Consider the following 18,619-nt stretch of genomic DNA (forward strand, 5'->3'; position numbering starts at 1 on the left):
AAACCCCTGCAAACATTTAATTGAACAAGTTATAAATGGTGCGGGGTTAACCCAGCTCGTCGGTGACGGGCTGCCCCTTCAGGACAAATTTTGCAATCTGTTGCAAAATTTGGGTTTAATTACAAAAATTATGGAGGCCAAACCCTGCGGAATAATCCACGGGATCGGGCCTCCATGAAAAATGTTGCCTATTTGGATGCAACGCTTTCAATAACCGCTTTAATTGAATGAACAATCGGAGGTTTCCCTAAAGCTAAAATCATCGTTCCAAAAACAATTGCAAGCAGAGCAGACAAAAACAATAGAATCACAATAATAGTGCCGAACGTTTTTAGCCCCTTTTTGTCCAGCTTGCCGTTTACCGCCATTACAAAATAGCTGATGGTTAACAGAACCGTAGCCGGAACAAGCATGTACATACCTAACATCCTGCCAAATGTCATATACCATCACCTCCTTTGAAATCTTTAAACGACCAATTACCAAACAGGAATTACTCAGTTAACTAGTCAACTCATTTAGAAACCGCTGTCCAGATCTTTGAATAGCCCATATTTTGAATCTTTTGACGATATTAAAGGATTTTTAATCGGCCAGTTAATATTTAAATCGGGATCGTTATAAATAATTCCGCCTTCATCCTTCGGGGAATAAATATTGGTGCAAAAATATTCTATTTGGGCAGTATCAGACAAAACACAAAAACCGTGAGCAAAACCTTCAGGGATATATATTAGTTTCATGTCTTTTTCATTAAGATTTATACTAACATATTTTCCGTAATATTGCGACTTTCTTCTTATATCTACAGCAACATCAAAAATTTCACCTTCCAAAACGCGGACAAGTTTTCCTTGTGCCATAGGTTTTTTTTGAAAATGAACCCCTCTTAAAACGCCTTTAGAAGATTTTGAATGATTTAACTGAGCGAAAGTTGTTTTTATTCCCGCTTTTTCAAATTCGTTAGTTTTCATAATTTCTGTAAAAAAACCTCGCTCATCGCGTAAAATTTGAGGCTCAATAAGTATTAAATCGGGTATTTCTAATTTTTGAAATTTAAAGCTCATAATTTGTCCTGAGAACTAAGAACCGCATCATTTCTCATCAGCTATTCTGCAAAGGTAATCCCCATAGCTGGTATTAATATTTTTCCCTAGTTTTTTCAGCTGTTCCTTAGTAATATATCCCATACGGAAAGAAATCTCTTCAATTGAACCAACTTTAAGCCCCTGGCGTTCTTCAATGGTTTTTATAAACATCGAAGCGTCAATAAGCGAATCATATGTCCCTGTATCAAGCCAGGCATTTCCTCTGCCCAGCAAAACCACATTTAATTTTTTGTGTTTTAAATATTCTATGTTTATGTCGGTTATTTCCAGCTCTCCTCTATTTGAAGGCTTTATTTTTTTTGCAATTTCAACAACTTTATTGTCGTAAAAATAAAGCCCTGTTACTGCCCAATTAGACTTGGGGGTTTTGGGTTTTTCTTCTATTGAAACGGGCTTATTGTTTTTATCTAAAGAAATAATTCCGTATCTTTGAGGGTCATTAACGTAAAATCCGAATATTGTAGCCCCCTCTTTCTGAGCAATCGCATATTTTAAATATTTTGACAGCCCTCCCCCAAAAAATATGTTATCTCCCAAAATTAGGCTCACATTATTGTTTCCAATGAACTTTTCACCTATAATAAAAGCTTCGGCTATACCATTTGGTTCTTCCTGAACAGCATACGATATAGACAATCCGTAATTCTTCCCGTCGCCCAGCAGATTATTAAATTGCGGGATACTTTCAGAAGTTGAAATTATCAAAATATCTTTTATTCCCGCAAGCATCAGAATAGAAAGAGGGTAGTATATCATCGGCTTGTTATAAATCGGTAAAAGTTGTTTTGATACGGCCTTTGTTACCGGATAAAGCCGAGTGGCCTTTCCCCCTGCAAGTATTATTCCTTTTGTCAGATTCATTAGCGGCTCCATTTAAAGACAGGTTTAGTTTTGAAATATTAGAAATATATTATCAGCTTTATTTTCTATCCGTCTTTACCTTTGTCTGGTTTTAAAATATTCTATAGTCTTTTTTAGCCCTTCTTCAAGCCTGACTTTCGGACTCCAATTAAGAAGTTTTTTAGCTTTTGAAATATCCGGCCTCCGGACTTTAGGATCATCTATCGGAAGAGGTTTAAATGCAATTTTCGACCTGCTGCTAGTCATTTTTATTATTATCTTTGCCAGTTCATTCAATGTTATTTCATGAGGGTTTCCGATATTAACAGGTTCATTATATTCTGACATTAATAGTTTGTATATTCCGTTTATGAGATCGGAAACATAGCAGAATGATCTTGTTTGTTTCCCATTGCCGAAAACTGTTACAAGTTTGTTATTTAAAGCTTGAGCAATAAATTCAGGCACAGCCCTTCCATCGTGACGGCGCATCCTCGGGCCATAGGTATTAAAAATCCGCGCGATGCGTACAGGCATTTTGTGGTAACGGTGATAAGCCATAGTCATGGCCTCGGCAAACCTTTTCGCTTCATCGTAGACACCGCGCGGACCTACAGGATTTACATTTCCCCAATACGATTCGTTTTGAGGATTGATCAAAGGATCTCCGTATATCTCGCTTGTGGAAGCAAGCATAAAAATAGCTTTCTTGTCTTTTGCCAAACCTAGCGCGTTATGCGTCCCCAGCGATCCTACTTTTAAGGTCGGAATTGGATGTCTTAAATAATCAATCGGGCTGGCCGGGGAAGCGAAATGCAGGACTGCATCAACTTTTCCGGAAACATTTATGAAATTAGTGACATTGTGCCTGACAAATTTAACTTTTTTGCTACCTAATAAATGTTCAATATTTTTTATATCGCCGGTAATAAGATTATCAAGAATTACAACAGAATGCCCTTTTGCAATTAAAAAATCGCAAAGATGCGACCCTAAAAAGCCTGCTCCTCCGGTAATAACTATTCGCATGAACACTCCTTTCTAAATACAGTGATAAGGGGTAAGGGATAAGAATTAAGGTTTAAATTAGACAAAAAATTGCATTAAGCATGAACTTACCCCTTACCGCTTAACACTTACCACTTGTTTTATCTTCCTATGCTTTTATATGTAAATCCCAATTCTTCCATTTTCTTTGGATTAAAAATATTTCTTCCGTCAATAATTATTGGATGTTTCAGCAATTTTTTTATTCTCATGAGATCGAGATTTCTAAATTCATCCCATTCAGTAAGTATAACCAGGCAATCCGCTCCTTTAGAAACTTCGTACGGACTTTTTTCATATTTTACATCTTTTAGGAAATTCTTTGACTTTTCCATTGATTGCGGATCATAAGCTTTTATTTTTGCTTCCTGTTCCTGAAGCTTTTGAATTATATAAATGGACGGAGCAAAACGCATGTCATCCGTATTGGGTTTAAATGCTAATCCCAGAATACCTATAGTTTTACCTTTAAGAATCCATAATGTTTCTTCAATCTTTTTTAGAAGCAATTTCCTTTGTCCTTCGTTTATTTTAATTATTTCTCTAAGCAAATTGAAATCATATCCTAATTTCTTTGAAATCCAGATAAAAGCTTCTAGATCCTTGGGAAAACAAAACCCGCCGAAGCCGATGCCCGCTTTTAAAAAAGATTGTCCTATCCTTTTATCCAACCCCATGCCAACGGCAACTTTTTCTATATCTGCCCCGGTTTTTTCGCACAAGTTCGCTACAGCATTAATATATGAGATTTTTAAGGCAAGGAATGAATTTGATGCATGCTTTATTATCTCGGCGCTTTTTATATCTGTAACAATTAAAGGAGCTTTAATGGATGCGAATACTTCCCGCAACAGATTTTCCGCTCTTTTTGAGTTTACCCCTATAACAATCCTGTCGGGATTAAATGTATCATGAATAGCTGTGCCTTCTCTCAAAAATTCCGGGTTAGATGCAACATCAAAGGAAATATTCTTTTTCAAATTTCTTTTGATTGTATGCTGAACCCATTCCCCTGTTTCAACCGGAACGGTTGACTTGTCAACGATGAGCTTATAGCTTTTCATATGCAAAGCTATCTCTTTTGCAACAATTTCAACGAATGAAAGATCCGCGGAACCGTCAGGACGAGGAGGAGTTCCAACGGCAATAAATATTATCTCCGACTTCTCAACCGCATTTCTTAATAAAGAGGTAAAGGCCAGCCTTTTCTGCTTTACATTCTTTTTTACCAGTTCCCCCAGCCCCGGCTCATATATGGGCATAATATTTTTCAATAATTTATTTATCTTTGCTTTATCGTTATCAACACAGATAACCTTATGCCCCAATTCAGCCAGGCACGCTCCTGTCACAAGCCCTACATAGCCTGTACCGATAACACAAATGTTTCTCATTCAATACTCCTATTCAGATTTTGGCTGATAAAAAATCGGCGACCGATTCCTGCCAAGGTTTAAGAGGTTTAAAATCATTAAGTTTCCAGATATAATTCTTAAGTCCTGAAAAGTATGGCCTTGGAGCAGCGAAATTAAACGATTTAAGCGAAACTTTCTCGATCTTATTTTTTGAACAGCCCAATATTTTAGCTATATAAACTGCAACTTCGTATCTGGAAGCAAATCCTGAGTTAGTTAAATGGTATATTCCGTATAAATTAGTTTCCAAAAGTTTTGAAATCGCCAAGGAAAGATCAAATACGTTTGTAGGAGAACTTCTCATATCGCCTGCTTGCTTGACGTTTTTATTGTTTTTCAAATCATCAAAAATTGCAGATACAAAATTATTTCTTTTTGAACCGAAAAGCCATGAAGTGCGGATTATAAAAAATTTGTTCAAAAGATTTTTTACAAACCATTCGCCGGCCAGTTTTGACTTTGCGTAAATATTTACGGGATTAGGAATATCCAGCTCTGTATATCCTTCTTTAGGAAAATCTTTTCCGGAAAAAACATAATCGGTAGAAATATATACCAAAACCGTGTCAAATCTTTGGCATGCGAGACACACATTTCTTGTTCCTAGCGAGTTAATTTTAAATGCAAGTTCCGGATTTTTTTCACATTCATCAACATTTGAATAAGTAGCCGCATGAATCACTGCATCAGGATTAATTTTTGAAATCGTGTCATAGGTGAGCTTGGAATCTGTAATATCAATATTATATGTTTTGAATTCCGGTGAGTTGAAATTTCTTGCAATACCGCAAATTTCATGTTTATCTTTTAGGACTTTTGCAAGTTCCGAACCTAAAAGCCCGCTAATGCCTGTAATGAGTATTTTCATATTTATTTTTTTAATTTTTAATTTTATACTGATTTTTGTAATAGCGATGGAAATCCTTGTTTTTAAGTTTTCTCCACCACCATTCATTACTCTGATACCATTCTATAGTTTCTTTTAAATCTGCTTTAAAATCTGACTTTGGATCAAATTTAAGTTCTCTTTTGATCTTTGAACAATCCAATGAATAACGGCGGTCATGGCCGGGCCGATCTTTAACTTTCTTGATCAGTTTTTCACTTTTATTAAGCATTTTTAGGACAAGTTTTGTAAGCTCTAAGTTAGTAATTTCATTCCCGCCGCCAATATTATATATTTGGCCCACTTTTCCTCTGTGCAGTACGGCATCTATGGCTTTGCAGTTATCCAAAACATAAATCCAATCGCGGACATTTTTTCCGTCACCATAAAGAGGAAGAAATTTATTATCAATCGCGTTTGAAATAAACAGCGGGATAACTTTTTCCGGGTATTGATAAGGGCCGAAATTATTGGAAGATCTTGTAACAATTGCCGGTATTTTGTATGTAATAAAATAAGAACGAACAAGCATATCGGCCCCGGCTTTTGAAGCGGAATAAGGACTGTTTGGTTTTAAAGGGCTATCCTCGTTAAAAGATCCTTTATTTATGCTGCCATAAACTTCGTCAGTAGAAATTTGGATGTAAAGCTTTGTTTTATATTTTTTTGCTGATTCAAGAAGAGTAAATGTCCCTAAAACATCGGTTTTTATAAAGGAATCAGGAAACATTATGGACCGGTCAACATGTGTTTCTGCCGCAAAATTTATAATAGCTTCTACGCCGGGAACAATCTTATTAACTACTTTCTGATCACAGATACCCCCTTTAACAAATTTATATCTTGAATTTTTTTCAATATCTTTCAAGTTATCCAAATTACCGGCATATGTTAACTTGTCCAGATTATATATCCAGTATTTCGGATATTTTTTTAATATGTGCCTTATAAAATTGGATCCTATAAACCCTGCCCCCCCGGTAACTAATATTTTCATTCAAACTCCCAAAAATATTTTCAATGAAGCTCTATGGACTTACGTCCATAGTTTTCCCTGCCCGCCGGCAGGCGCGGTGCGAAGGTGGATAAAATTCTATAAAAAACTTACTGAAATATCAATTAAATCAAATGGAACTAATATTTTTAATTATTATTTCAACTCAAAATTATAGAATCCAAGAATCGTAGTTACAGTTTTTCCCCATTGAGCCGCTTATGAGTCGAGCATTTTTTAGAAAGTTTTCGGTTTTTCGTGTCTGAGCCCCTTCCTGGACGAAGCCGAAGGGGCGAGTCCTTCGACAAGCTCAGGATGGTGAGCCTGCCGAACCATTGAAAAACCGCCTGAAATAAAGAATGCGGAAGTCCGCCGCGGCGGAGCTCACAGGGTGCATTTCTTTTGATTACTTTTCTTTAGGCAAGTAAAGAAAAGTAATTCAGGGGTGCAGGGGCGGCCTGCCCTTCCGAAGCTTCAGCAAAGGAGGGGAAAGCCCCGCGACTTTCTCATGTTCTGTTATATATCTTCAAAAAAACAAAATCTAGCTGTTAAATCCTATATTGAAATATATTTGCTCATCTGTTAGACGTCTTCTATAGCTAACTTTGAATTCCCAGCAATGTATGTTTCTTGAAAACTTTATCTCGGTATCATTAATTCTAAAAGAGCTGAATCTATTTAAGCTTGTAGTTCTTACGGAATAATCTAGACGCCACTTCCTTGTCGGCCAAAAACCGAACCCGGTGGAAAAATCGAGATTTTCAGGATAATAAGCCTGATAGAAAACTCCGAAATTTAAATACTTGTCTTCTATTTTTCCCCAATTAAAATAACCTTGAGCCGATCGGACACTGCATATAGGATAAACGATGTTTTCTTCTCTTGCATAAAAATAAAAATTTTTCGGCGGTGCCCATGTAAATTCATTAACCAAATTAGTAAATTTTTCACGCCAGTCTTCAACAATTTCGTTTCTATTGATTAGAAAATTATATCCTATGGTGTTTCTAATGGATATCCTTCCGAGATACATTGAATTTGCAAATGAAATTTGATTAGCTTCTCTGCCGAAATCATAAGCGTCAAAATCAGGAAATAGCTGATTTATTTTTGAACGAATTCTATAGTTGTGAGTAAAATCCCAGTCAATCCAGTTTTTTAGCCGGTATCTTAAATTTACGTCCGTATAATAGCGAGTCACGAGAATATCCGTAAAATCATATTTTGAACTTCTGTCCTGCCAGCTTTCTTTTATGCCAAATTTCGGCCTTAAAGTCAGTTTGCGTCCAAAACGATAATCCTTTGAAATATTGCCGTCCATATCCCCGCTTGCCAAATAGTAATCGTTTGTAGAAAGATACTGATATTGGAGATTAGTGGTAACACTTGTGTAAAACCTTTTTCCTTTTTGAGGATAAAGTATATACTCAAGCCTTGGTACGGTAATTTGATAAGGATCGTAAGCCCCGAGTAACGGCTGATAAATATCGTACCTTTCAGTTACTATCCTAAGACTGCTTTTTGAACTCGCCCTGGTTAATGAAAGAAATGAATGAAGTTTCTGGTTTGAGCCGGACAAAGTATTTTGAAAATAATTATTGACTACCCTTGAATCACTGAAATAGTCCGCCTGGGCTTGCGCTGTCCACATAGGGCTTAACATTTGACGGTATGAAGCCGTGGTATTCCAGCGCTCGCTGTCAGTAGTTACTTCGCTTATATGAAATCCATAGAGATTCAGACTGGTGTTGGAATCCCCATATATATATTCAGCTCCTTCCCCTAATCCTCTTTTTCCGTACCAGTCAAGGTATAGTTTTCCGTAGCTTGTCTGGCTCAAAGGATATCCGTAAATAACTGTGGCCATCAGGCCGTCAGTATTATTGTAACCCGGCCGGACTTCAAGACTGTCCTTATGCGGGCCCATCCCATGCACATATATGGGCAGATAAAATACCGGGATATTCCTGAAATAAAAAACCGGGTTATAAGTTGTAATTCTTTTTCCGACCTTAACCTTGGCAGTCGTTGCCCTTACGGTATAATCTGGTTTATCAAAATCACAGCTGGTCATTTTGACATTTTTCATCACAAATTTGTCTTCGCTTATTTTTTTCAACTTTTTTGCAGTAAAATACCAAGGCCTATTAAAACCTGATGCATTTCCGATTTCTCCGGCCTCCTTATTATAATCATAGAAAATTGAATCGCCGTATAATATGCTTTTATTATCTTTCAAAGAGATATTTTTATCAGCGGTAAGAATTTTTTTCTTCGGTTTAAAATAAACCGTATCGGCTTTTAATACACTTTCTTTCCATTTCACAGTTACAGAATCTTTTGCTATTACAAAATCGTTGGCGTCATCGTATTCAAGTGTATTAGATTTAAGGTCAATTTCTTTTGAATATGAAAGAGAAACACATAAAAAAAAGATGCTCGGCAATATAAAATATTTAATTTTCATTATGTTTTGATAATCCGGCTAACAACTAAAAAACGGCAGGTTAAAAATGAAGCTCTACGGGCAAGCCCGTGGTATCTCAAAGATAATGGGATTCGCTCCTCACTTGCACGTGGAGCGGAATCCCGCGCTAAAGACCATTTCCGCCCAAGGCGCCGCGCCTACCGGCGGGCAGGGATCTGCCTCAGGCATGACATCCACGGGTAAACCCGTGGTCTTATAGTGCGTGGATAAATTTGGTTATATTGATAAATTTAAAAGGCTAATTATTTAATATGCGGTTTTTGAAAATATTTCAAAGAAATTATTCTTTTGCAAAGAGAGCCGCACCGACAACTCCGAGCATGCTGTTATATTTTGAAATTACTATCTTACAAGCCCTCGCAGGTGTCTTGAAAGCTCTTTTCTTAATTATTTCTTTTATCGGATCCAACAACAGTTCATTAGCTTTGCTTACCCCGCCTGTCAAAACAATCATTTCAGGATTCAAAAGATTTATAACATCTGCAAGAATAACACCCAGCTTTGTTCCCGCATCCAGCCAAATCTGTTCCGCCGCAGAATCTCCGCTTCTGGCAGCCTCCTCAAGTATTTTCGGCGTAATGTTTTCAGCGTTGTCATGCGCAAGTTCAAATATTTTTTTACTGCCGCTGATTTTTCCTTCATAGCTTAAATAAGCCGCGCCAAGATAACGTTCTATGCATCCGAAACTTCCGCAATTACATTGATGGCCGTCCGCGTCATAGTGCATATGCCCAATTTCCCCGGCAGTACCCGTTGCTCCCCGGAACACTTTTCCGTTAAGTATGATTCCTCCCCCAACGCCGGTTCCCAGCGTAACACAAACAAGATTTTTTACTTTCATCTTAGCATCAAGGAAGTATGCCCCCAACGCTGCGGCATTGGCATCGTTATCAATAACAATCGGCCCAAGCAAATGTTTCTTAAGCATTTGCCTTAAGTTCACGTTTTTCCATTTCGGCAAATTGGGAGAAAACCGCACTATACCGTTTTCCTGATCAATATCGCCGGCAACTCCTACCCCGGTACCCGAAACAAACCTAAAGTTTTTCATGGATTTCGTTTTTTCAACAATTTTTTTAACAAGCTCTTCCGGTTTAAAAGCCGATGTCTTGACTATACTTGCTTCTTCAATAGTTTTGCCCAATTCATCAACAATCCCGATTTTTACTTCCGTCCCCCCGAGATCAATACCAAGATAGTATTTAGACATTTTCTTTCTCCAATAGTTTAATTTCTTTCATTAATTTTCCAACCAAAAACAATGAACCGCAAACAAGAAATATATTTTCATCCTTCAATTTACACAAAACATCTTTTAAAGATTCTAAATTAATAACATTCCTTTTACCAATATATTTTTTCCATAATGACGAAAGCTTATTTATTGATATTTCTCTTTTTAGGCCTGTCGGCAGAAGAATAACTTTTTTCACTATAGGCAAAAGTATTTTCACCATAGATTTATAGTCCTTATCTTTCATCACATTAAAAAGAACCGCTACTTTTTCATTTCCCCACGGACTAGAAATAAATGTTTTGACAAATGCTTTTATGGCCGAAGGATTATGCGCTCCGTCAAGAATTAAGGTTTTCACTTTGTCTTCAAATTTCATTTTACGTATATCAAACCTGCCGGGCCAATGAACTTTATTGAGGATTTTGCTTGCTTTTTTAAAATTAATTTTGAATCCATTTTTTGAAATAACTTCAAGCGCCGCCAAAGCTATTGAACAATTTTTTGCCTGATGCTCACCCAAAAGCGATAAAGACACATTTTCCTTTAAATATTTGCTTTTATAAAATACTTTTTGAACTTTATTTTTCCAGTCAATTTTATTTATTTTGTATTTAAAATCTTTGTTTAATTGAATTAAGGGAGCATTTTTTGTTTTTGCAACCCCTTTAATAATATTTTTTGCTTGAGAATTTTCGACTCCTGAGACCACAGGACAACACTCTTGAATTATTCCCGCTTTTTCTTTTGCAATTTTTTCGATTGTGTTTCCCAAAATTTCAGTGTGCTCATAACCGATTTCTGTAATTACGTTTACTAAAGGTTTTTCAAAAATATTTGTAGCATCAAAACGGCCTCCAAGCCCTGTCTCAAGAACGGCGATATCCACTTTATTTTCTTTAAAGTAAACAATAGCTACGGCTGTAATAAACTCAAAAAAAGTCAGCCCCGCTTTTTTTGCAAGTTTATAATAACGTTTTGCAAGCCTATTTAAATCATCCTCATCTATTGAGTTTCCGTCAATTTCTATCCTTTCATATATATTTACTAGATGAGGCGAAGTATAAAGAGCTGTTTTGTATCCCGAAGCGGACAAAACCGACGCTATCATTTTAGAAACCGAGCCTTTCCCGTTTGTCCCGGCAACATGAACAATATTTAAACTTTTTTGGGGACTGCCTATTCTTTGAAGAAATATTTTTATCCGTTCAAGTCCCGGCTTCATTTTTAAATATTCGTTTTTCTGCCAAAGATCAAGAAAAATACTGTTCATTAATTAGAAATAAAATCTAATACTTTTATAAGTGTTTCTTTCAGGTTTTTGCGTTCAGAAATAATGTCCACCATTCCGTGCTGCATTAAAAATTCTGAAAGCTGAAAGCCTTCAGGCAGTTTCTGGCGTATGGTTTGTTCTATTACTCTAGGCCCCGCAAAACCAATTAAAGATTTTGGTTCAGCGATAATTACGTCGCCAAGCATAGCAAAAGACGCGGCGACGCCGCCTGTAGTCGGGTCAACCAAAACAGAAATATAAGGGATTTTATGTTCCCCTAAAAGGGCCAGCGCGGCGCTGGTTTTTCCCATCTGCATCAACGAAATTATTCCTTCCTGCATTCTCGCCCCGCCCGAAGAAGAAACGATTATTAATGGCAGACGTTTTTCTATCGCCTTTTCCGTTGCCCTAGCAATTTTTTCTCCGACAACCGAGCCCATGCTTCCGCCCATAAAATCAAAATTCATTACACATATTATTACGCCTTGTTTCCCTATTTTTCCTTCTCCCGTTATTACGGAATCTACATCAGATAAGGCAATTTTTTTAGCATAACCCGGAAATTCCAGCGGATCGGCTGAAATCATATCAGGATCAAATTCTTGAAAAGAATTTTTTTCAATAAGCATATCAATTCTTTCCTTTGCGGTAAGCCTTAAATATGCACCGCATTTTGGGCATATTTTAAAATTTTCATCCAGCTCTTTTTGATATATAATCTGTTCGCACTTTGTGCATTTTGTCCATACCCCTTTTGGAATTTCTTTTTTTCCTTTTGAAGTTGAAGATACTGCCATCTTTACCTCCACACCCCGATACATCGGGGCCCGCTCCTAAGGAGCGGGCGGACCAAACCTGCTCCTATCGAGTCCTCGCCAGGTCTTATATGCCGACAGACACTTAACGATTTTTAGCTGTCTAAAGCTTTCCTAAGCGATTTTATAAATGATGCGATTATTTTATTCCGTTTATTCATATTTTTGTTTTTTCTTATTATTTCAATTAATGCCGAGCCGACAATTACGCCGTCCGCATAATTTTTTATATTCAAAACCTGCTTTGCAGACGAGATTCCGAATCCTATAAACCGAGAATTTCTGGTAATATATTTATTTGTTTTTTTAAGAAATTCTTTTGCGGATTGAGGCAACTCTTTTCGACTGCCTGTAACTCCCGTAAGGGATACTATATAAACAAATCCTCTGCTTTGGTTGTCAATACTTTTTAACCTTTTATCAGGAGTGTTTGGCGCTGCCAAAAATACCAGCGATAAATTGTTTTTCCTGCATGCAAGGCTTAGCTCTTTGGATTCTTCAGGGATAAGATCAGGAACAATAAAACCGTCTACCCCGGCGTTATTAGCTCTTTTTGCTGACTGTGTATTACCTAAATGAAAGATGGGATTGCTATAACTCATCAAAAGAATCGGTATATCGGTTTTCTTGCGCAATCGTTTTACAAAATCAAAGATCCTTAGTAAGCTGACCCCTTTTTTTACTCCGTGCTCCGAAGCAAACTGTATCGTAGGGCCGTCTGCAATCGGATCAGAAAAAGGAACGCCAAGCTCAACAATATCAGCGCCGTTTGACTCAAGAACTTTTATTAATGTTTCAGTAGTTTTAAAATCAGGAAATCCCGCAGTTATAAAAGTAATTAATGCTTTTCTTTTTTGTTTTTTAAGGTCCCTGATCTTTTTTTCTAGTCTATTCATTTTAGCGGATAGCAAATAGCGGATAGCGGATAGAAAAGATTTACCGAGTCTTAACTATACGCTATACGCTAAACGCTATTTCCTATATTTTTTATGCTGTCTACATCTTTATCTCCGCGTCCTGAAAGGCAAACAACTATAATATCGTTTTTGCTAATTTTTGGCGCAAGTTTGGGTATATAAGCTAAAGCGTGAGCAGATTCTAAAGCAGGAATTATTCCTTCAGTTTCAGATAAAATCTTAAACGCTGTCAACGCTTCTTTGTCTGTTATTGGAAAATATTGCGCGCGTTTAGTTTCTTTATAAAAGCTATGCTCCGGCCCTATTCCCGGATAATCAAGTCCTGCTGCAACTGAATGGGTCGGACTGATCTGGCCGTTAGCATCCTGCAAAACATATGTTTTCATACCGTGTAGTATTCCTATGCTTCCTTTTGAAGCGCTTGCCGCGCCTTGTGCCTCAAGACCGATAAATTTCACGGATTTATCGTTATAAAAGGGATGAAAAAGGCCGATTGAATTGCTTCCTCCGCCAACGCACGCTAAAAGGTAGTCGGGAAGACGTTTTTCTATTTTCAGTATTTGTCTTTTCGTTTCTTTACCAATTACCGATTGAAACTGCCTTACCATAAAAGGATACGGGTGCGGCCCCATTACAGATCCTATGCAGTAAAATGTATCTTTTACATTGGTAACCCAGTCCCGCAGAGCCTCGTTGATCGCATCTTTTAATGTTTTTGTTCCGGATTTTACAGATATCACTTTTGCGCCTAAAAGTTCCATTCTAAAAACATTTAAGGACTGGCGTCTTATATCTTCTTCTCCCATATAAATTTCGCACTTAATTCCAAAAAGTGCCGCGGCAGTAGCTGTTGCAACCCCGTGCTGGCCAGCCCCTGTTTCGGCTATAACTCTTTTTTTGCCAAGCCGTTTTGCAAGCAGCAGCTGTCCCAATGTATTGTTAATTTTATGAGAGCCGGTATGTAATAAATCTTCTCTTTTCAGATAAATCTTTATCCCGCCATATTTTTCGCCCAATCGTTTAGCATGATAGAGTAAACTCGGCCGCCCGGCATAGTTTTGCAGATAAAAATTAAGTTCCTTTTGAAAATTCTTATCCTTATATGCATTAATAAATTCTTTTTCAAGAATATTTATGGGCTCAAATAAAGTTTCGGGCACAAATTGTCCCCCAAAACTTCCGAAATATTTTTTCATGCTTTAAGTCCTCTTGCAATTCTAACTAGCTTATTTACTTTATCGTAATCTTTTCTCCGAGGCAGCCTTTCAACTCCTGTAGCAACATCTACCGCAAAAGGCTGCACTTTTGTAATAGCTTCACTTACGTTGTCCGGAGTAATTCCGCCGGCAAGAAAAAAGGGTTTTCCTGCCTTAATAACACCAAGATTAGTTAAAGACTTGGCTTCTTTGCAATATTCGGGCGTTTCTGAGCCGTGAAGCTGAATCATTTTAAGGGAGCATTTCTTGGCAGTCTTGGCTATCAGATTTATATCTTCGTCCACAAAAACCCCGACCGGTATTATAAACGGCGGAAGCTTGGCAACAACTTCTTTGCAGAGTTTTTCAGAGATTTTTCTTAGACTCTCTTTATAAAAATTGAAGCCGATATAATCAGCGCCAATATTAGTTACCAGCAACGCATCATCTAAATTGGTTACACAGCAAATTTTAACTTTAACCATTTTATTTTATTCCCCTTAAATCCTCCAAGGTTTCTTTAATGTTTGTGCTCGTCATTAGAGTATTTCCAATCAAAAAAGTATTTATTCCGAAACTCAAAAGTTTTTTTATGTCTGAGGGAGTCCTGATTCCGCTTTCGGCAACAACAATTTTGTCCTTAGGAATTTTAGGGTAAATTTTAGCGACTATACTTAAGTCAACTTTAAAATCGTTAAGATTACGGCTATTAATTCCTATTATTTCTGCCCCACAATTTAATACTTTATCTATTTCTCCTTCATCGTGTATTTCAACAAGCGCATCAAGCTTAATCTTTTTTGCCAGTTCTATCATGTTTTTAAGTTTTTGATTATCCGAAAGCGCAGATATTAAAAGTACCGCGTCCGCGCCATATGCCTTTGCCTCATAAAGCTGATACTCGTCAAAAATAAAATCTTTCCTTAATACCGGCAGGCTGGTATTTGTCTTTACAGCGCTTAAATTATCAAGATTTCCTAAGAAATATTTTTCTTCAGTAAGCACCGATACCGCGCAAGCGCCGCCAGCCTCATAATCTTTAACAATTTTTATCGGGTCAAAATCTTCCTTGATAACTCCGTATACGGGCGTGGCTTTCTTTATTTCCGCAATAATGTTGATCCTGTCTTTTTTTTCAATCGCTTTCTTAAAGCTTATGGATTTATTGACTCCTGATGCTTTTTTTTCAAGTTTACTGACGGGAAATATTTTTTTCCTTTTTTCAAGAATATCTTTTTTTGCCTTAACTATATCTAACAAAATACTATTCATTGGTCATTTTAATAAGCATATTAAGTTTTTCTTTTGCTTTGCCCGAATCAATTGATTCTTGAGCTATTTTGATGCCTTCCTTCAAAATGTTAGCTATTCCACCGATAAAAAGCCCCGCTCCAGCATTTAAAATAACTATGTCTCGTTTAGGACCTTTTACACCGTTTAAAATATCCAAAACTATTTTTGCATTATCTTTGGCGCTTCCGCCTCTTATATCAGATATTTTTGATCTTTTAATTTTAAAGTCTTCAGGTTTTATAGTAAAAGTTTTGATTTTGCCTGAGTCCAGTTCCGTAATTTTTGTGGAAGAAGAGACAGATATTTCATCAAGCCCGTCTTGGGAATGAACTATCCAGGCTTTTTTTGTCCCAAGATTTTTGAGCACTTTAGCCATAATTGTCAGCAACGACTGGCTGTAAACTCCGAGCACCTGGGCGTTTGCGCCGGCAGGATTTGTTAAAGGTCCCAAGATATTAAAAATTGTTCTGATGCCGATTTGTTTTCTTGGACCAATTGCATGTCTCATCGCTCCGTGAAGCACCGGAGCAAAAAGAAAACCTATGCCGATTTTTGAAATGCATTCCTCAACTTTTTGTGAAGTAACGTCCAGATTTACACCCAGAGCTTCCAAAACGTCCGCGCTGCCGCAAGAACTTGAAACCGATCTGTTCCCGTGTTTTGCGACTTTTAATCCTGCACCTGCAATAACCAAAGCCGAAGCCGTAGAAACATTGAAAGTTAATGTTTGATCGCCTCCGGTACCGCAAGTGTCAATAATCGTTTCCTGATCAACGTTTATATCTTCAGCGTCAACATCAACATTTGCTTTTATCCTGATTTTTGTAGCAAACTCCCGCATAACGCGCGCGCAGCCGGTAATTTCGTCCACCGTTTCGCCTTTCATTCTAAGAGCGGTAATAAAAGATGCTATCTGGGCATCTGTCGCTTCGCCGGACATAATTTCAGACATTACCTTTCCGGCTTCGCTTTCACTTAAGTTTTCATTCTTTACGATTTTTGCAATAGATTCTTTAATCATTTTACTTTTTCAACCTTAGAAAATTTGAAAGTATTTTCTTGCCTTCAATAGTTAAAATGGATTCGGGATGAAACTGAACTCCTTCCGCAAGAAATTTTTTGTGGCGAAGCCCCATAATTTCACCCTGGGAAGTCCAAGCGGAAATTTCTAAGGTATCAGGAACTGACCTTTTCTCAACTAAAAGGGAATGATACCGCGTAGCTTCAAAAGGATTTGATATCCCTTTAAAAATTGTTTTTCCGTCGTGATATATCAAGGACGTTTTCCCGTGCATAAGCTGTTTTGCCCTGACAATTTTTCCCCCGAAAGCTTCCCCTATGCATTGATGCCCGAGACAAACACCCAGAATCGGAATTTTTCCTGCGAACGTTTTAATAGTTTCAATTGAAATTCCTGCCTGCTTCGGATTCCCCGGTCCGGGAGATATAAGCAAATAGTCAGGATCTAATTCAGCAATTTCTTTTACAGAAATTTTATCGTTTCTGAATACCCTGATATTTTTTTCCCATTCGCCAAGATATTGTACCAGGTTATAAACAAACGAATCGTAATTATCAATAACCAAAATCATGTTTCAAGTCCGCGTTCGGCTAAATCGCAAGCCGCAAAAAGGGCTGCAGCCTTATTTTTTGTTTCCAGATACTCTTTTTCAGGGATTGAGTCTGCAACAATACCCGCTCCCGCCTGGGCATACGCAGTTTTATTTTTTAAAACTATGGTCCTGATTGTTATAGCCATATCCATGTTGTCCGAAAACGAAAAATATCCCACAGCCCCGGCGTAAGGGCCTCTTGCTTCCGGTTCAAGCTCATCAATTATTTCCATGGCCCTCACCTTAGGAGCACCTGAAACTGTTCCTGCAGGAAAACATGCTTTAAAAAGTTCAAACGAATCCGTGCCTGGTCTTAAAAACCCTTCTACGGAAGAAACATTATGCATAACATGGGAATATTTTTCAATTACCATAAGATGAGGCGTTTGGCTAATTCTTTAGGATCGTTCTGAAGTTCTATGGCCAGCTTTAACTCTTCTTCTTCACTTTTGCCGCGAGGCCTGGTACCTGCTATCGGACGAGTCTCGGCTTTTAAATCTTCTTTTCGGACCAAAATTTCGGGAGAAGATCCGATTATTTCAAAACCGTCATTTTTTAAAAAATACATATAAGGAGACGGATTGATAAGCCTCAAAGCCCTGTAAATATCAAAAGGGTCGGCATTAGTTTTTCGGGCAAAACGCTGTGATATAACAGACTGAATTATATCCCCGATTTTTATGTAGTGTTTCGTTTTTTCAATTTTCTTGCAGAACTCTTTTTTCCCTATATTGGAATTAACGTTTCCGGAAATAAACTTTTTTATGTTTCTGCTTTTTAAAGGTTTCTTCAGCTGATTTTCAATTTTTTTGATTTCTTCTTCAGCTTTTTTATAATGTGTTGAAATAGATTTTTTATCTTTAAAATTTACGCAGACTACTATTTTTAGGGTATGGGAAAGATGGTCAAAAATCACCATTTTATCTGTAATAAGAAAAACGCTGTCAGGAAGATTCAAAACATCTTTCGGTTTGTTAGGAAGATTTTCAAAAAACCTTACCATATCGTAAGAAACATAGCCTACCGCGCCGCCCCAAAACCTTGGCAGACCTTTGACGTCAACGGGGATATATTCGGACATTAGCTCTTTTAATTGTAAAAGAGGATCATCAGCTGTATTCCATACTATTTTTTTCCCCGGTTTAAAAATAGAAAATTGTTTTCCCTTGCTTTGAAAAATAAATTTAGGATCCCACGCAATAAAAGAATATCTGCCCCACCTTTCGCCGCCTTCAACGCTTTCCAAAAGATACGAATATTTTTTTTCGCCGCAAAGTTTAAGATAGGTTGAAACAGGCGTTTCAAGGTCTGCTAGAATTTCCTTGTATACCGGTATAAGACTGCCCTGCTTGGACAAAACGTTAAATTCTTCAAATAATGGATAAATATTTTTAATCATTTTTTATATTTTTTTGCCGGATCTAATATTTTTTTCCCTACAATATTATTTTTTCCGGAAGGATCTACTTTACGATAAAAACAGCTTCTGTAACCCGTAT

17 protein-coding genes and 1 pseudogene are annotated in these 18,619 nt (G+C 37.3%); all 18 read right to left on the minus strand.

All coding sequences use genetic code 11. The features are described 5' to 3' along the window. Positions 1-188: 188 nt before the first annotated feature. Positions 189-443, minus strand: a complete 255-nt coding sequence (locus tag NT145_07430) for a hypothetical protein (protein ID MCX5782513.1) — start codon at positions 441-443, stop codon at positions 189-191. A 75-nt stretch (positions 444-518) separates the two neighbouring features. Then, complete coding sequence (gene rfbC, locus NT145_07435; GenBank protein ID MCX5782514.1) at positions 519-1,067, minus strand: dTDP-4-dehydrorhamnose 3,5-epimerase; 549 nt, start codon at positions 1,065-1,067, stop codon at positions 519-521. 27 nt (positions 1,068-1,094) lie between these two features. Next, a complete protein-coding gene (gene rfbA, locus NT145_07440) occupies positions 1,095-1,970 on the minus strand; it encodes a glucose-1-phosphate thymidylyltransferase RfbA (GenBank protein MCX5782515.1) in 876 nt (291 codons plus the stop codon). Positions 1,971-2,045: 75 nt separating this feature from the next. Continuing rightward, positions 2,046-2,978, minus strand: coding sequence for an SDR family oxidoreductase (locus NT145_07445; protein MCX5782516.1), 933 nt, complete (start codon positions 2,976-2,978; stop codon positions 2,046-2,048). Between the two features lie 119 nt (positions 2,979-3,097). Further along, positions 3,098-4,390, minus strand: a complete 1,293-nt coding sequence (locus NT145_07450; protein MCX5782517.1) for a UDP-glucose/GDP-mannose dehydrogenase family protein — start codon at positions 4,388-4,390, stop codon at positions 3,098-3,100. Positions 4,391-4,403: 13 nt separating this feature from the next. Then, positions 4,404-5,366, minus strand: coding sequence for a dTDP-4-dehydrorhamnose reductase (gene rfbD, locus NT145_07455; GenBank protein ID MCX5782518.1), 963 nt, complete (start codon positions 5,364-5,366; stop codon positions 4,404-4,406). Next, positions 5,290-6,294 carry a dTDP-glucose 4,6-dehydratase gene (gene rfbB, locus NT145_07460; GenBank protein ID MCX5782519.1) on the minus strand — a complete coding sequence of 335 codons (1,005 nt, stop codon included), beginning with the start codon at positions 6,292-6,294 and terminating at the stop codon, positions 5,290-5,292. The genes rfbD and rfbB overlap by 77 nt, the downstream gene beginning before the upstream one ends. A gap of 538 nt (positions 6,295-6,832) precedes the next feature. Further along, positions 6,833-8,758, minus strand: coding sequence for a hypothetical protein (locus NT145_07465; GenBank protein ID MCX5782520.1), 1,926 nt, complete (start codon positions 8,756-8,758; stop codon positions 6,833-6,835). Between the two features lie 301 nt (positions 8,759-9,059). Further along, entirely contained in the window at positions 9,060-9,989 is a 930-nt protein-coding gene (locus NT145_07470; GenBank protein MCX5782521.1) for an ROK family protein, read from the minus strand. After that, positions 9,982-11,286, minus strand: a complete 1,305-nt coding sequence (locus NT145_07475) for a bifunctional folylpolyglutamate synthase/dihydrofolate synthase (GenBank protein MCX5782522.1) — start codon at positions 11,284-11,286, stop codon at positions 9,982-9,984. Before NT145_07475 ends, NT145_07470 begins: the two co-directional genes overlap by 8 nt. Next, the gene (gene accD / locus NT145_07480; GenBank protein ID MCX5782523.1) at positions 11,286-12,083 is read right to left on the minus strand and encodes an acetyl-CoA carboxylase, carboxyltransferase subunit beta; all 798 of its coding nucleotides are present in this window, start codon (positions 12,081-12,083) and stop codon (positions 11,286-11,288) included. The genes NT145_07475 and accD overlap by 1 nt, the downstream gene beginning before the upstream one ends. Positions 12,084-12,196: 113 nt before the next feature. Then, positions 12,197-12,997 carry a tryptophan synthase subunit alpha gene (gene trpA, locus NT145_07485; GenBank protein MCX5782524.1) on the minus strand — a complete coding sequence of 267 codons (801 nt, stop codon included), beginning with the start codon at positions 12,995-12,997 and terminating at the stop codon, positions 12,197-12,199. Positions 12,998-13,065: 68 nt separating this feature from the next. Beyond that, on the minus strand, positions 13,066-14,214 hold the full coding sequence (gene trpB / locus NT145_07490; protein MCX5782525.1) for a tryptophan synthase subunit beta: 1,149 nt from the start codon (positions 14,212-14,214) through the stop codon (positions 13,066-13,068). Further along, positions 14,211-14,699, minus strand: coding sequence for a phosphoribosylanthranilate isomerase (locus tag NT145_07495; protein MCX5782526.1), 489 nt, complete (start codon positions 14,697-14,699; stop codon positions 14,211-14,213). Before NT145_07495 ends, trpB begins: the two co-directional genes overlap by 4 nt. 1 nt (position 14,700) lies before the next feature. Next, entirely contained in the window at positions 14,701-15,486 is a 786-nt protein-coding gene (trpC, locus tag NT145_07500) for an indole-3-glycerol phosphate synthase TrpC (protein MCX5782527.1), read from the minus strand. Then, positions 15,479-16,528: an anthranilate phosphoribosyltransferase gene (gene trpD, locus NT145_07505; GenBank protein MCX5782528.1), complete on the minus strand. Its 1,050-nt coding sequence runs from the start codon at positions 16,526-16,528 to the stop codon at positions 15,479-15,481. The genes trpC and trpD overlap by 8 nt, the downstream gene beginning before the upstream one ends. Before the next feature lies 1 nt (position 16,529). Beyond that, positions 16,530-17,099 (minus strand): aminodeoxychorismate/anthranilate synthase component II, encoded by a 570-nt coding sequence (locus tag NT145_07510; GenBank protein MCX5782529.1) that lies wholly within the window; start codon positions 17,097-17,099, stop codon positions 16,530-16,532. Then, positions 17,096-18,519 (minus strand): annotated as a pseudogene (locus tag NT145_07515) (chorismate-binding protein). Before NT145_07515 ends, NT145_07510 begins: the two are co-directional and overlap by 4 nt. Positions 18,520-18,619 lie beyond the last annotated feature (100 nt).

It is taken from the genome of Elusimicrobiota bacterium, from assembly GCA_026388075.1.
Taxonomy (GTDB): Bacteria; Elusimicrobiota; Endomicrobiia; order Endomicrobiales; family JAPLKN01; genus JAPLKN01.

What these genes read in the sequence shown, in the direction of transcription:
- NT145_07510 (MCX5782529.1), bottom strand. Translation starts at nt 17,099, where the DNA reads ATGATTTTGGTTATTGATAATTACGATTCGTTTGTTTATAACCTGGTA.
- trpD (MCX5782528.1), bottom strand. Translation starts at nt 16,528, where the DNA reads ATGATTAAAGAATCTATTGCAAAAATCGTAAAGAATGAAAACTTAAGT.
- accD (MCX5782523.1), bottom strand. Translation starts at nt 12,083, where the DNA reads ATGGCAGTATCTTCAACTTCAAAAGGAAAAAAAGAAATTCCAAAAGGG.
- trpC (MCX5782527.1), bottom strand. Translation starts at nt 15,486, where the DNA reads ATGAATAGTATTTTGTTAGATATAGTTAAGGCAAAAAAAGATATTCTT.
- trpA (MCX5782524.1), bottom strand. Translation starts at nt 12,997, where the DNA reads ATGAATAGACTAGAAAAAAAGATCAGGGACCTTAAAAAACAAAAAAGA.
- rfbA (MCX5782515.1), bottom strand. Translation starts at nt 1,970, where the DNA reads ATGAATCTGACAAAAGGAATAATACTTGCAGGGGGAAAGGCCACTCGG.
- rfbD (MCX5782518.1), bottom strand. Translation starts at nt 5,366, where the DNA reads ATGAATGGTGGTGGAGAAAACTTAAAAACAAGGATTTCCATCGCTATT.
- NT145_07475 (MCX5782522.1), bottom strand. Translation starts at nt 11,286, where the DNA reads ATGAACAGTATTTTTCTTGATCTTTGGCAGAAAAACGAATATTTAAAA.
- NT145_07470 (MCX5782521.1), bottom strand. Translation starts at nt 9,989, where the DNA reads ATGTCTAAATACTATCTTGGTATTGATCTCGGGGGGACGGAAGTAAAA.
- NT145_07465 (MCX5782520.1), bottom strand. Translation starts at nt 8,758, where the DNA reads ATGAAAATTAAATATTTTATATTGCCGAGCATCTTTTTTTTATGTGTT.
- trpB (MCX5782525.1), bottom strand. Translation starts at nt 14,214, where the DNA reads ATGAAAAAATATTTCGGAAGTTTTGGGGGACAATTTGTGCCCGAAACT.
- NT145_07450 (MCX5782517.1), bottom strand. Translation starts at nt 4,390, where the DNA reads ATGAGAAACATTTGTGTTATCGGTACAGGCTATGTAGGGCTTGTGACA.
- rfbC (MCX5782514.1), bottom strand. Translation starts at nt 1,067, where the DNA reads ATGAGCTTTAAATTTCAAAAATTAGAAATACCCGATTTAATACTTATT.
- NT145_07445 (MCX5782516.1), bottom strand. Translation starts at nt 2,978, where the DNA reads ATGCGAATAGTTATTACCGGAGGAGCAGGCTTTTTAGGGTCGCATCTT.
- NT145_07495 (MCX5782526.1), bottom strand. Translation starts at nt 14,699, where the DNA reads ATGGTTAAAGTTAAAATTTGCTGTGTAACCAATTTAGATGATGCGTTG.
- rfbB (MCX5782519.1), bottom strand. Translation starts at nt 6,294, where the DNA reads ATGAAAATATTAGTTACCGGGGGGGCAGGGTTTATAGGATCCAATTTT.
- NT145_07430 (MCX5782513.1), bottom strand. Translation starts at nt 443, where the DNA reads ATGACATTTGGCAGGATGTTAGGTATGTACATGCTTGTTCCGGCTACG.